The 13,102-nt window shown below is 70.3% G+C and carries 13 protein-coding genes; 6 read left to right on the top strand and 7 right to left on the bottom strand.

What is annotated here, in order from left to right:
- Nucleotides 1-576: 576 nt before the first annotated feature.
- Together FRANCCI3_RS26555 and FRANCCI3_RS00695 are read left to right on the top strand one after the other, a co-directional pair.
- On the top strand, nt 577-1,638 hold the full coding sequence (locus tag FRANCCI3_RS26555) for an FtsK/SpoIIIE domain-containing protein (protein WP_157858587.1): 1,062 nt from the start codon (nt 577-579) through the stop codon (nt 1,636-1,638).
- A 494-nt stretch (nt 1,639-2,132) separates the two neighbouring features.
- On the top strand, nt 2,133-2,312 hold the full coding sequence (locus tag FRANCCI3_RS00695; protein ID WP_023842169.1) for a hypothetical protein: 180 nt from the start codon (nt 2,133-2,135) through the stop codon (nt 2,310-2,312).
- Between the two features lie 243 nt (nt 2,313-2,555).
- Here FRANCCI3_RS00695 and FRANCCI3_RS00700 read toward each other — a convergent pair whose 3' ends face one another.
- From FRANCCI3_RS00700 to FRANCCI3_RS00715, 4 genes are all read right to left on the bottom strand, one after another.
- Nucleotides 2,556-3,197: a hypothetical protein gene (locus FRANCCI3_RS00700; protein ID WP_011434615.1), complete on the bottom strand. Its 642-nt coding sequence runs from the start codon at nt 3,195-3,197 to the stop codon at nt 2,556-2,558.
- A gap of 309 nt (nt 3,198-3,506) precedes the next feature.
- Entirely contained in the window at nt 3,507-3,980 is a 474-nt protein-coding gene (locus FRANCCI3_RS00705; RefSeq protein ID WP_011434616.1) for a type II toxin-antitoxin system VapC family toxin, read from the bottom strand.
- Nucleotides 3,964-4,233: a type II toxin-antitoxin system Phd/YefM family antitoxin gene (locus tag FRANCCI3_RS00710; RefSeq protein WP_011434617.1), complete on the bottom strand. Its 270-nt coding sequence runs from the start codon at nt 4,231-4,233 to the stop codon at nt 3,964-3,966. Before FRANCCI3_RS00710 ends, FRANCCI3_RS00705 begins: the two co-directional genes overlap by 17 nt.
- A 628-nt stretch (nt 4,234-4,861) precedes the next feature.
- Entirely contained in the window at nt 4,862-5,635 is a 774-nt protein-coding gene (locus FRANCCI3_RS00715) for an IS5/IS1182 family transposase (RefSeq protein WP_011434618.1), read from the bottom strand.
- Nucleotides 5,636-5,847: 212 nt separating this feature from the next.
- Here FRANCCI3_RS00715 and FRANCCI3_RS00720 point away from each other — a divergent pair, with 212 nt between their 5' ends.
- Together FRANCCI3_RS00720 and FRANCCI3_RS26560 are read left to right on the top strand one after the other, a co-directional pair.
- Nucleotides 5,848-7,548: an IS66 family transposase gene (locus FRANCCI3_RS00720; RefSeq protein ID WP_237704555.1), complete on the top strand. Its 1,701-nt coding sequence runs from the start codon at nt 5,848-5,850 to the stop codon at nt 7,546-7,548.
- 561 nt (nt 7,549-8,109) lie between these two features.
- A complete protein-coding gene (locus FRANCCI3_RS26560; protein ID WP_157858537.1) occupies nt 8,110-8,655 on the top strand; it encodes an AfsR/SARP family transcriptional regulator in 546 nt (181 codons plus the stop codon).
- A 171-nt stretch (nt 8,656-8,826) separates the two neighbouring features.
- Here FRANCCI3_RS26560 and FRANCCI3_RS00730 read toward each other — a convergent pair whose 3' ends face one another.
- The 3 genes from FRANCCI3_RS00730 to FRANCCI3_RS00740 form a co-directional block, all read right to left on the bottom strand.
- Nucleotides 8,827-9,561 (bottom strand): SDR family oxidoreductase, encoded by a 735-nt coding sequence (locus FRANCCI3_RS00730; protein ID WP_011434621.1) that lies wholly within the window; start codon nt 9,559-9,561, stop codon nt 8,827-8,829.
- A 142-nt stretch (nt 9,562-9,703) separates the two neighbouring features.
- On the bottom strand, nt 9,704-10,276 hold the full coding sequence (locus FRANCCI3_RS00735) for a methylated-DNA--[protein]-cysteine S-methyltransferase (protein ID WP_347272520.1): 573 nt from the start codon (nt 10,274-10,276) through the stop codon (nt 9,704-9,706).
- A gap of 38 nt (nt 10,277-10,314) precedes the next feature.
- Nucleotides 10,315-10,800 (bottom strand): RNA polymerase sigma factor, encoded by a 486-nt coding sequence (locus FRANCCI3_RS00740; RefSeq protein WP_011434623.1) that lies wholly within the window; start codon nt 10,798-10,800, stop codon nt 10,315-10,317.
- Between the two features lie 196 nt (nt 10,801-10,996).
- Between FRANCCI3_RS00740 and FRANCCI3_RS00745 the strand changes: the two genes are divergently transcribed.
- Together FRANCCI3_RS00745 and FRANCCI3_RS00750 are read left to right on the top strand one after the other, a co-directional pair.
- On the top strand, nt 10,997-11,524 hold the full coding sequence (locus tag FRANCCI3_RS00745; protein WP_011434624.1) for a methylated-DNA--[protein]-cysteine S-methyltransferase: 528 nt from the start codon (nt 10,997-10,999) through the stop codon (nt 11,522-11,524).
- A gap of 192 nt (nt 11,525-11,716) precedes the next feature.
- Nucleotides 11,717-12,946: a 3-carboxy-cis,cis-muconate cycloisomerase gene (locus FRANCCI3_RS00750; RefSeq protein ID WP_011434625.1), complete on the top strand. Its 1,230-nt coding sequence runs from the start codon at nt 11,717-11,719 to the stop codon at nt 12,944-12,946.
- The last annotated feature ends 156 nt before the right edge of the window (nt 12,947-13,102 follow it).

The raw sequence follows: 13,102 nt of genomic DNA on the forward strand, positions 1-13,102 counted from the left end.
CGGGAGAACCACTCCGGCCCGATGGCCGTGACCAGTATCACCGGTTTCTTCTGGCGGTTCCGCAGCGAATTTCTCCCGTTCTATATCGCTCTGTTCCTGGCGGTGTCCGCCACGGTGGCACACCGGGCGTGGGGCGCCGGTGCCGTGGTGCTGATGACCCTGTTCAGCCTGGCTACGGCGTGTGTGGTAGCACGCAGGATGCCGCGCCGGATCGAACGCGCCTACGCCGTGACCGTGGCCATCCTCGCGTCCGGATGGTGGTCAGCCGCCGCGATTCTCAGCCCTGGCCACCCACCCCTTCCCACCCTGCTCGTCACAGCCGGCACTGTGGCCGCTATCCCATGGTGGGCACATCGGCGCCGACGTGAACGGGTCCGGGTCGAGCGCACCATGCAGGCGTGGCCTGTCCTCGCCGAAAACGCGGGGCTTTCCGGTTCACGGGTGATGTCCGCGATAGTAGATGCGTGGGGATATACCGCGCGAGTGGCGCTACGCCGTGGCATGTCCGCCCGTAGCGCCATCGCCCGGAGCGACGAAATAGCCTCCATGCTCGGTGTCCGGCCAAACTCGGTACGGGTGACCGCCGATCCCGACCGTGAAGACCATGTCATCGTCCGAGTGACAGAAACCGATCCTCTGGCACGCCCGAACCCCTGGCCCGGACACGACCACCCCGCGACGATCACCAAACCGATTGCTATCGGCGTTTCCGAGGATGGCACGGCCGTAACCGTTCTTCTCCTCCGCCGCCATGTCCTCATCGGTGGCGTCGTCGGCGCGGGGAAATCGGGCCTGGTGAACACGATCCTCGCCGGGCTCATTCCCGCAGACGATGTGACCGTCTGGGGAGTGGACCTGAAAGGCGGCATGGAACTCGGCCCGTGGGCGCAATCACTCGGCAGGCTCGCGACCACACCGGACGATGCCCTAACCCTCTTCACCGCCGCATGGGAAGAACTGAACCGGCGCACCCGCGAGCAAGCACAGCGCGGGGAAAGGACCTGGAACCCCACCCGGGAACGCCCAGCACTCGCGATCTTGGTCGACGAATTCGCGGAACTCCCCCCGGAAGCACTGGACATAGCTGATTCTCTGGCCCGTCTCGGCCGCGCAGTCGCGGTCACGCTCATCGCTGCCACGCAACGACCAACCCAAGACGCGACGGGAAACGGCGCTATCCGTAGCCAGATGGACGTCCGGATAGCGCTGCGAGTCCGGGAACGCGCCGACACAGACCTCATCCTCGGCGCAGGCGCCTACAAAAGTGGTTGGCGAACCGACGCCTTCACCCTTCCCGGCGTGTTCCTCATCCTTGACCCCGACCACACCACGCCCACACCCCACCGTGCCTACCTGCTAGACGACGACACCGTGGCGGATATCACCAGCCGCTATCCCACGCCACCGGCTCTACCCGCCCGGTCGGACGGGCCGCACACGGACCATAACCCCGACCCCAACAGTGCCCTGTGGACTGCCCTCACGGCAACACCGGACGGCGCCAGCGTGCCCGACCTGGTGACCGCCACCGGCCGGCCCCGTCGATGGGTGTACTATGCCCTACAGCAGCTCCAGGAAGCCGGCAAGGTGCGCCAGGCCGCGCCCGGCCGTTGGCACGCCACCCCCCACCGCCCATGACCCACCGTCACGGAACCGCCGTGCACACCCCCGTGCAACGCCGTGCACCCCGGCGTGCATGCACGGCCCTACGCGCGCGCGTGCGTGCGCGCCTACGCGCGTAGGCACCCACACACCCCCACCCGTGCACACCACGGCACATCGCCACAGACAGTCACATCACCGGGCGGACCCACCCCGCACCCCTACACGCGGGTAGGGCACACCCACACCCACACCGCGCACGCCCGCGCAGCGACCACCCCCGCCACACCGCACCCAACCCCGGGAACGCCGCCCGCTAGCACCACGCCCGCGACCAGGTAGCGGCAACACCCCATGCCCGCACCCCGCGCACCCCCGGTGATCTGAACAAACACAGCACGGTCGCGGTAGCCGTCCACCCCCGGGTGCCACGCGACCGTCCCGAACCACCCCCGCCGACCCCCACCCGGCGCAACCGCAACCCCCCTCCGGTCGTCACGTGACGACCGGCGGGGGGTCAGGGAGCCGCGATGACCAGCACGCCGGACCACCCTGCCGACGAACCGGACGACGAACACACGGCGATCCGCCGCGCCGTATGGGCGATGCCCCCACTGACCGATGAACAGATCAACGCCCTCGCGGTGCTGCTCGCCACCATGCGGGACCATCCACGCCCCCGACCCCCCGACCCACCCCCCACCGACTGACCCCAACATGCGGCAGGCCCCCCGCACCGTATCCGGTGCGGGGGGCCTGTTCCTGTAAGCGTCTAGCAAGCGGCTACGGGCGTGGGGTCCGGGGGACGAGACCGATGCCACGGATCACTCCGCCGCTGGCCCGCAACATGGCCTCGTGGCATAGGGCGCACGCCAACGCCGTTTCTCTCCCATCGGAGACGATCACCAGTGCGGGTGCGGCACAACGGGGTGTCTCACACGTCGGCACGTCGCTCATCGCGCGTCCCCCGGTCCGGCCGTGACCAGATGCGCCCGTGTCTGCCTGCCGTAGCGCACGGTGAACCCCAGCGCGTCGAGCGTGGCCGCTACCGCGTAGGTCAGCACATCACCCACCCCGGCCGGGACGGGCCGATTCGCCGTGGGGATGGTGGCCATCCGGGGATGGGTAGCCCACCCCAACGCCACCCCCCGGTACGCACCCGTGCGCACCGGGACAAGCAGGACCCCGCCGGTTGCCTCCCGCCCGGTAGTGTCCGCCACCGGCACCCCCGCCAGCACGAGCGCACGCGCTACCCGCACCGTGAGCAGCGCGGTAGCGTCCCGGGTCGCGCGCACCCTCCCCCCATGGTCATCGGTGAGCCGCGCGACCTGTTCGGACCACAGGCGATTAAACGCGAGATCATCCGGTGCGGAACGGCTCGTCAGCGTCCCGTCCGCCGCTACCACCCCGTAGCCGACGGCGCTACCGGGATGGTCATCCCCCGCCCGGACTGCGTCATACCGGTCCGCCCACGGGCCGGCAACCACCCGCCCGTCCACCACCGTCCAGAACGCCGGAACCGACGCCCGGTCGTGGCGGGCACGCGGTCCGCGCGTCGCATCCTGCGAGGGATCGGTGCGCCCCGCATGCGGCACGGTCGGCACCCACCCGCCGGACGCGAGGGGACCGTCCGGGACGGTCGGCGCGTCGTTCCCGGCGGTCGGGAACGGAAGTGGAAGGCCGTCGACGTGCGTGGTCGGTTGCCTCTGTTGCTACACCCGTTGCTACACCTCCCCATGATCGCTGCGGCGCCCCAGACTGTCGCGCTGGGCTTACCGGGTTGATCGTGTCGTCATGGTCGGTCTGGGGTTCCCGGATCCGGCTGGCCAGATCGGGGTGCGGCCCGTGACACCCGAAAACGTCCGCCATCGACGTATGGCAGCAGCCTCGCCGCCCCGGCTGGGTTAGGGCTTCCTCTCGTGGGGCAATGGCGGCCTCGTGACGGGGACCGTGCGTAGGAGCCGTTCCAGGCCGGTGTAGTCGCCGGGGTTGGTGGTGAACAGTGGAAGGTCCTCCGCGACCGCCGTGGCGGCGATCATCAGGTCCGCGGTCCGGCGGCGCGGTTTGCGGCCCGCGGCGACGACGGCCGCGGTCAGCCGGCCGTAGACCCGCGCCGCCTCGGCGTCGAACGGGATCGGATCGAACTCGTTCTCGGCACGTTGGAGGATCTCCATCCGCCGTGCCCGTTCCTCATGCTCGTCGTACAGGTCCTGCTCGTCGTTACGCCGCACCTGGTGTGGCCCGGCGGACAGCTCCGCCAGCGTCACCACGCTGATCGCCATCTCGTCCGGAAGCTCGGCCACGTTCACCCAGCGGCGCAGGATCAGGATGTTGGTATCCAGCAGGCCCTGCCGGACGGGCTCACTGGTCATAGGCATCCGTCGCCTCGTGGTCGGCCGCGGCCTCCTGGTCGGCGCGGAACGCCTCCAGGCCGGTGTCAGGTGCGTTGCGTGACATCGCGGCGAACTCCTGCCGCGAGACGAACCGGCGCCGGCGCCGGATCGGGACGAGCTGCCCGATCTGGTGACCATCCCGAGTGACCGTGAACGACTGCCCATGCTCGACGGCGTCCATGATCTCCCGCGACCTCGACCGCAGGTCCCGCTGCGTGATCTCAGGAGTGCTCACCATGCCAGCGTAGCACCCGGTGCTACAGCGTGCCGCGACGAAGATCCAGAGTCTGGCCAGGCGATGTTGACCGCCCGGCTTCGCCATACCGCCGTGTGCCTGCGGTCGCCTCCTGCACGAAAGACGCTATCCGCAGCGCTCAAGAATATTGCGGATCCGCCGGGCGCCTGGATGATCGTCGTCATACGCGGCTTCGACGATTCGACGATTCCCATTACCTGCCGCGTCAGGTCCTTCCTGCATTCGGCGGCCCCACGATCCGGCTATCCGGATGAGGCCGAGTAGTTTGCGCGTCAGCGATGCTGCTGTGAGCTACTCATCTACCTGATTCCGCCCAATTTGCCGGACGCCGTGAGGTGGTCCTGTGTCGCGTCCAACCAAACCCAACGAGCGCCAGCTCGCGGTTCTCCGCTGGATTGGCGACGGATGCCCGCCGCGAGATTGGCCCGACCAGAGCCACAAGCTCACCGCGCGGGTCTTGGAGGGACGCGGTCTGGTCCAGGTCAGTGATCATGCCGGCTTGCGCCGGCACCCTGTCCTGATGAGGATGTTGGTGCCGTCCGGTCCGACGTCGTCCCTCTGTGGTGCCTGCGAGCCCGTAGGTCAGTGAGCCATTTCAAAGTTGGTTTTCCTAAAGGCCCTCGGTGGCGAGGACGAGGGCGGCCTGGGCGAAGGTGCCGACGCGGCGTGGGCAGCCACGGAAACGGTCGAATATGTGCCAGTTCTTGAGGACCGCGAATCCTCGTTCGCCTTGTGAGCGGGTGGTGGCGTGGGTCCGGTTGGCCTCCTTGTCACGGTCGGGGAGGTCGTTGTTCTTGGGTTTCTTGATCGGGACGAGGAGGCGGTCGCCCTCGCCGCCGACGTAGCCCTTGTCCGCGTAGAGGTAGAGCTCCGAGCGGTCGATCAGATCGAGAATGTCGTGCATCCGGGCCGCGGTGAGGTCATGGACGGAGCCGGGAAGCCCTTCGGAGATCCAGATCAGCCGGCCGTAGGGGTCGGTGAGGCCCTGCAGGTTGATGCCGTGGTACTTGTGCTTGCCCGAGTAGTACAGCTTGTTGTGCGCGCGGACACGGTTGGTACGCACGACGGTGCCGTCGAGGATGAGGAAGTTGCTCTGGGTCCACGCGAAGATCCAGACCGCGGCGAGCAGGGTCCGGCCGTGAGTGGCGAGCAGGCGGACGGCTTCGCGGATGTAGTTGTGGACGGTGCCGACACTGACCTGGAAGCCCTCGGCGAGCTGCTCGTAGCGTTCACCCTTGCGGAGGTGGACGAGCACCAGGAGTGCCTGCTCGGGTGGGGGCAGCTTGCGCCAGGTCCGACGCTGGGCGCGATCCTCGGCCAGCAGCCCCGCGAGGAAGGTCAGGGTCGACTCGGGCAGGTCGACGACACCAGGGTAGGTTAGCAACGGAAGTCCTCGGTCAAGGGCACAGTGGGGTAGACACCCTGTGATCTACCGGGGACTTCTCTATTTACGGCACCCCTCCGGCCACCGCCCGAACGTACGTAGTCGGAAGTCCCGTTGAGTTGATCGACGTTGGCGGTGGCTGCGGGGGCTGGGTGTGGCCTGATGGTCTCCGTGGGTGATGGTTCGCTGGTCGGGATGGTTTGCTGTGGTGCGTGGCGGTTGTCGAGTCGGGTGTTTGCGGCGTTGCTGGTGGTGAGGCGCTGGCGGATGTGTTGGTGGAGAACGGCCGTCTGCGAGTCGAGCTCGCGGAGCTGGGGACGGAGCATGCCCGGCTGCTCGCGCGGGAGACCGCGGCCGCGGCCGAGCTTGAGGCGTTGCGGGCGGAACTGGCGACGTTGCGTCGGATGCTGTTCGGCCGGTCGTCGGAGCGCGCGTCGGGCGGGCCGCCGGCCTGCGCCGGCGCAGGGGACAGCGGTGATGGTCGGGACGGGGCGGCTGGTGAGGGGGCTGGTGGGTCGACGGGCCGGCCGCGGGGGCCGGGGGCGCGTTCGGGCCGGCGCAGCTACGACCACCTGGCGCGTGACGAGGTCGACGGCGACTTCGAGGGCGGGGGTTACACGTGCCCGTCGTGCGGGGCGTCGTTCACGCCGTGGGGTGAGCACGTCGTCGAGCAGCTCGACTGGGTGGTGTCGGTGCGGCTGCGGGTCACGCGGCGTCGCCGCTACCGGCGAGGCTGCCGGTGCGGGGGGCCGGTGACGGTGACCGCGCCGGGCCCGTCGAAGGCGATCGGGAAGGGTCTGTTCACGCACCGGTTCCTCGCCCTGCTGGTCGTGGAGCGCTATGTCGCGGGCCGTTCCCAGAACTCACTGGTCACCGGCCTGTCCCGGCAGGGGGCGGAGATCTCGCCGGCGACGCTGACCGGGGCGTGCGCCCAGGTCGGCGACCTACTCGCCCCGCTCGCGGAGAAGATCGCCGGGCGGTCGCGGGGGGCGTGGCACCTGCACGCCGACGAGACGACCTGGCGGGTGTTCACCCCGACCGGCGGGGACGGCTCGGCGCGCTGGTGGCTGTGGGTGTTCCTGGGGCCGGACTCGGTGTGTTTCGTGATGGACCCGACCCGCTCGGCCGCGGTGCTCGCCGACCATGTCGGGATCGATGCCGAGACCGGGCAGCTGACGGGCGACGACGGCGCCGGCGGCCCGCGCCGGCTGGTGATCTCCTCGGACTTCTACGCCGTCTACGCGTCCGCGGGGGCGAAGGCGGACGGGATCGTCAACCTGTTCTGCTGGGTCCACGTCCGGCGGTACTTCCTGCGCGCGGGCGACGCGAACCCCGCGCAGCTGGGGATCTGGGCCCGGCAGTGGCGCGAGCGGATCGCCGCGCTCTACGCGGCGCACGCCGAACTCGCCGCCGCCTGGCAGGCGGCGATCACGGCCCCGAGCCCGCCGGCCGAGCGGCGTCTCGCGACCGCCTACACCGGTTGGGACCGCGCGATCGACGCGATCGACACCGCCCGCCGCGAGCACATGGCGTCCCCCGGCCTGCCCGAACCCGCGCGCAGGGCGCTGGCCACGATGGACCGGGAGTGGACCGGGCTGGTCGCCCACCGCAACCATCCCATGATCGGTCTGGACAACAACCCGGCCGAGAGGATCATCCGCAAACCGGTGATCACACGGCGGAACACCGGCGGCTCCCGCACCGACGACGCCGCCCGCCGCGCCGCCACGATCTTCACCGTCACCGCGACCGCCGACCTGCACGGCCTCAACCCACTGACCTACCTGGCCGACTACCTCGACGCCTGCGGTCGCGCCGGCGCCAGAGCACCCACCGGGACGGACCTCGACCGGTTCCTGCCCTGGGCTGCCAACCCCGACGACCTCGCCCGCTGGAGGAAGCCTCCCGGCTGACCCAGCCACGCCAGCCCGACTCCAGCGGTGTCACACCCGGTGACACCGCCCGTCAGCATTCCCCCACGCGACTTCCGACTACTTACATCGAATCGACGGTTTCGAATAGGTCGCCACTGCCGTCGCCGCGCAGCGGCATAGGCTTTCTACGTCACCACGTAGGACGCGTGAGCCATCACGCCCGGGCACTTACCAGACGTAGTTGATCGTAACCGACAGCTACCTCCGCGCAGCCCTGCGTCCGCACCAGAGACAGCCGACGTCGACCGGGCAACGCCCCACCATCATCCCAGACACAACCCCGAACGCGACAAACAGGCCACCGCAGCCCCACAGAATTCTCATCCGATCAGGTGGCGGCCACGCCGCCAGGAATGCTCAAAAAGACGCACCCTCTACGTGCTCAAAAAGACGCACCCTCTACGTGCTCAAAAAGACGCACCCTCTACGTGCTCAAAAAGACGCACCCTCTACGTGCTGCATATCCGGCGGAGTCTCCGGCTGCCGTCGGTCCAGGATTCTCGCGAGGTTCTCGTCACCCGGAACCATGCATACCAGATCGTGGCGGACGGATACGACTTCGACCGGTGCCGATTCGATGATCTATATCGGGCCGGGCGGACTGCCGCGGCTCGGCGCGATGCCGAGGCGGCGAGCCGGCTGTTGGGCCAGGCGCTGCGCGAGTGGCGCGGCCCTGCCCTCGCGGATGTCAAACGTGGCAGCCTCAGCGCACCGCACGTCATGGCGCTGGAGGAGGCCAGGCTGCACGCGACCGAGCTCAGGATCGAGGCCGACCTGGCGCTCGGGCGGCACCACGAGCTCGTGCCCGAACTGGAAGACCTGATCAGCCTGCATCCGATGCACGACCTGCACGCCCAGCTCATGGTGGCCCACTCCCGGTCCGGCCATCCGAAGCGAGCCGCCTCGGTCTTCCGTCGCCTCCGCTCCACGCTCATCGACACGATGGGCATCGAGCCGACGTTCCGGACGTCCAACCTCATGCGTGCCATCCTCGCCGGCAGCGACCTGCTGCTGGGCGACCGGTGGGAGTCGTCGCCGCAGGCGTTTCGGCAGGGAACGGGCCGCCAGCTGACCCGCGCCCGCTGATCCTGGGCGCTCCGTCGCGGCCTGCGGCCTGGGCCGTCGAGTGCCAGGCCTGTCCTCCACGGGCAGGCCGGCACCCGGCGGCCGCAGCGACTCCCGCCGGACCGAACCCCGTCACGCCTGGTGGGTCATGCCGGTCGGGTGCGGCGCGCTGCTACCCGGGCGCGGTGTTTGCTACCAGGCTACGATGCCGTTCTGGTCGAAGAACGTGCCCGAGGGGGCGTCGTCGGGCAGGGTCGCGGCCCGGACGACGACCTGCGCGGCTTGGTCGGCGGTGAGTTGAGCCTGCTCTCTGTTGATCGGGGTCAGGTCGGTCTGCACGAAGCCCGGGCAGACTGAGCTGATCTTGATGGGGGTGTCGGCGAGCTTCTTGGCGAGCGAGATCGTGATGCTGTTCAGCGCCGCCTTCGAGCTCTGGTACGCCGGCACGATCAGGCCGTAGTAGGGCGATGCGGGGTTCGCCTGGTCGCTGAGCGAGCCCATCGTGGTGGAGACGTTGACGATGCGGCCGGCCGGGCTCCTGCGCAGCAGCGGAAGGAGCGCCTCGGTGACGGCAACCGGGCCGAAGACGTTGGTCGCGTACGTCTTCCCGAACAGATCGAGGGAGGCGAACTCGTGCTGCTCGCCGTCCGTGGCCTCGGGCAGGATCCCCGCGTTGTTGACCAGAATGTCCAGGCCGGCCGGCAGCTCCGCGACCCGCCTGGTGGCTGCCGCGATGCTGTCGGGGGAGGTGACGTCGAGCGCGATGGCGTCGGCGTCGAATCCCTGCGCCGTCAGATCGGCCGCGGCCTTGTCCGCCGCGGCCTGCTCCCGCGCGGTCACGAGGACCCGGTGCCCGAGCCGCGCCAACGCCTGCGCGGTTGCGAAGCCCAATCCACGGTTGCTCCCGGTGACAAGTGCTGCAGACATGCGTTGTCCCGTCCAGGGGTTCGGCCCGCCGCCGGGGCGGCGGCGAGAGCGTTGACGAGGCTCTCGGCAAGGAGACGCCCGGACAGGCCGGAACGTGAGGTGTCGATTGCGATCCGATGCCCTGTGACCTCTCCGCGCCGCGTCAGAGTGCCCCCTCGAGCCGCAGCAGGGATTGCTTGGCCTGCTCGCCGCCCAGGTAGCGGCCGATCCGGCCGTCGCTGTATATGACGCGATGACATGGAAGGATCACGGGCAGTGGATTCGTCGCGCAGGCCGTCCCCACTGCCCGGACCGCGCGAGGGCTGCCCGCCAGCGCGGCGACCGCCGCGTAGCTGGCCGTGCTGCCATAGGGGATGTCGCGCAGGTGCTCCAGCACCGAGAGCCGGAATCCCGTCGCGAGCCGCAGATCGAGGCTCAGTGTGAAGCGTGACCGGGCCCCGGCGAAGTACGCGTCGAGCTGAACGGCGACGGGATCGAGCCGCCCGTTCGCCCGCAGAACGCGGGGGCTGATCCGCTCGGACAGCGACGCGAGCACGGCGTCGTGGTCCTCCACCTCATAGGCGACCCGGACCAGCCCCTGCGGGGTCGCTGCGAGCAGGAGCCGCCCGACGGGCGAGTCCACGCTGCGGTAGGCCACGTCCAGCAGACCCTCCCGCTCGGCCTCGGCCGCGAGCCGTTGGCGCAGGCGACTGAGCCGGGCATCGAGGTCCGGCATGGCGGCGAACGGATCGGGCGCCCGAAGATCGTCGCTGGTCATCGCGACTCGTCCTCCTTCGCCAGTGCAAGCATGCTCCGCAGCGATGCGATGGCGTCAGCGCCCGCGCGCCGCGCGGCGGCGGGATTGCCACCGACGAGCCGGGCGACCTCGGCGTACGGGAGTCCGGCGAGATAGTGGAGCGCGACGGCCTCCCGTTGCCTGGGCGTGAGCCGTTTCAGCGCGTCCCACAGATCCAGCTGCGCGTCACGCTCCTCCCACCGGGCCGGCTCCGGGAGGCGCTCCGTCGGCGCGGGCCGCCGTGACTGGGCCCGCAGCTGGTCGATCGCCTTGTTGCGCGCGATCGTCACCAACCACGCCTCGACGTTGCTGCCCGCAGGCAGCTCCGGATACGCCCGCAGCGCCGCGAGAAACGTCTCCGACCAGGCATCCTCGGCCAGATCCGGCCCGGCGACCGCCCAGCAGACCCGCAGCACCATCGGCCCGCACCGCTGGACCACGGCGTCGAACGGTTCGCGCTCCATGCCAGAAGAACGATCCACACGGCCCAAGTGTGAGCCCGGGCTCGGGCCGGGTCGGATCCGGTCGGCGCAGCGGCCGGGGCCCGTCCCGGGCGGACGAGGACGCGAGGACCTGCCCGGGGCTCACAAACAGCCCGGCCCGGACGTCGTAGGGGTGAACGCACGAACCGTCGCATTCCGGAGGCCGGCGATCAGCGAGATGCCTGTGCGCCGAGCCCCGCTTCACGCCGCCGTGACCCACCGCCACGTGGACACGGCTGTCGGCCGGCTCTTCCTCGTGCGGACCCAGCGGGGTGTGGTGCGCGTGGCCTTCCGCGACCAGGACGCCGACTTCGTGCTGGACAGCGTGACCAGGCAGGTCGGGCCGGCCGCCGAGGCCAGGTGCGGCCAGCTCGACGACGTGTACCGCCAGATCGTGGAGTACCTGGACGGCGACCGCCGGGAGTTCGCGGTGCCGCTGGACACGTCGCTGGTTGGCCCGGCCCAGCGGGAGGTCCTGCGTGCCCTGTGCGCCGTGCCCTTCGGCGCCGCGGTGACGGTCGGTGAGCTGGCTGTCGCGGCGGGTCGACCGGCGGAGGCGGCGGCGGTGGGGCTGGAGGTAGCGGCCAATCCACTGCCGATCCTCATCCCCTGCCACCGGGTGCTGCGCGTGGGGCCGGATGCCGCCGTCTATCCGGGTGGCTGCCATGTGCGCCATCAGCTGCGGGCCCTGGAGGCCCGAGGGTGAGCGCGGCCCGGGCCGGCTCTCGAGCGTCGCTGTAGCCGAGCCGCACAGTCTGGTCTGGCGCTACCGCTACCGCTGCCACGGCAGGCGCCCGACCGGGCGGCGGAGGCGGCGAGTGCACATCGCCCGGACCGGTCCGCCCCGCACTCGGCCGTGACCGCGACCGGACCTCCGTCTGCGAGAGGAAGCGGCACGATGGACGACCTACGACACGGTGACGGGCGGGCGGCGTCCTGGGCCGGAACTCTCATCGATACGGCGACGAGCGGTGCGGCGTGGCTGCGGGCGATGCTGGACGTGGAGGCGGCCGTCGTGCGTGCGGAGGGCCGGCTGGGTCTGGTGCCTGCCGCCTGCGTCGCCGCGATCGACAAGGCCGTCGCGGAATGCTCCGCGGACGTCGAGCGGCTCGCCACCGGCGGGCAGTGGTCCGCGAGTCCGGTGGGTGGGCTGGTGGCGACCCTGACCGAGACCACGCGGCGCATCCACCCCGCCGCCGCCGAGCATGTGCACCGCCATCTCACCGATGCGGATGTCGTTGCAGCCGCGTCGCTGGTCGTAGCGACCCATGTCCTCGCCCTCGCCGACGCCGATCTGCAGCGGGTGGCCGCGGGACTCGCCGAACTGGTCGACCGACGGCGGCCGGGCGGGTCGGCCGTGGACGGGGCCGGTGCACCGGGCCGGGCGGCGCGCAGTCTTCCGACGGTCGCCGCCGGTTGGCTCAACGACGTCCTCGACGCCCGTGACCGCCTGGCCCGCCTCGTCGCCGACGGCCTGCCCGCCCCGTTCGAGGGGATCCTGACCCTCCAGGTACCGGCGCCGCTCGCGGCGGCGCGGGAAGAGGTACCGGGCCCGATCGACGGGGCCCTGGCCGCGGTGTTCGCTGCCGAAGCGGGCCTGTCCGAGCCGTCACTGCCATGGCGTGGGCCTCGTACCATTCTGCTCGATCTGATGGCTTTCGCCGTCTTCGTCACGTCCACGGCGGCCACGGTGTCCGCCGGGATGCGGCGCTGGGCTCCCGCACGCCCCGAACCGGCTGGCGTGAGGGACGCAGCCGCGGCACGCCACTCGGCTGCGGCGGTCGACGTCATGGTGATCTCCTCGGCCATCCGGACGCCCGTGCTGGTCGTCTCCCTCGTCCACGACCTGGCAGCCGAGCTGTGGAACGACAACGACCGGCACGTCGAGTGGGAGACGCTGCGCGGGGCACTGCGTGCCCTCGGCGGTTCCGCGCACGCTGTCGCGGAGCTGGTCGAGCATGAGGTGACGGACGGCCTGTTCGCCGACCCGGACCGGTACCGACGCGCGGCCGACGCCGAGACCGAGGTCGACGCCGACGCCGACCCCCAGGCAGAGGCCGGCGGCCCTGGTGTCGGCCGGATATTCGTCGATCGGGTACTCGAGCGCTATCTCTTCAGCGCGCGGTGAGCGCGATGCCCAGTCGTCCGAAACTTCAGCGCTGTCGCGGAGAATTGCAGGGTGACGAGCCACTCACGCCGAAGACCACGGGAGAGGTGGATGTATGTCCGTTGCGCTGTCGACCGGCAAGGCTCCAAGAGCCTGTTTTGGATCTTTTTGCATATG

This window comes from Frankia casuarinae, from assembly GCF_000013345.1.
GTDB lineage: Bacteria > Actinomycetota > Actinomycetes > Frankiales > Frankiaceae > Frankia > Frankia casuarinae.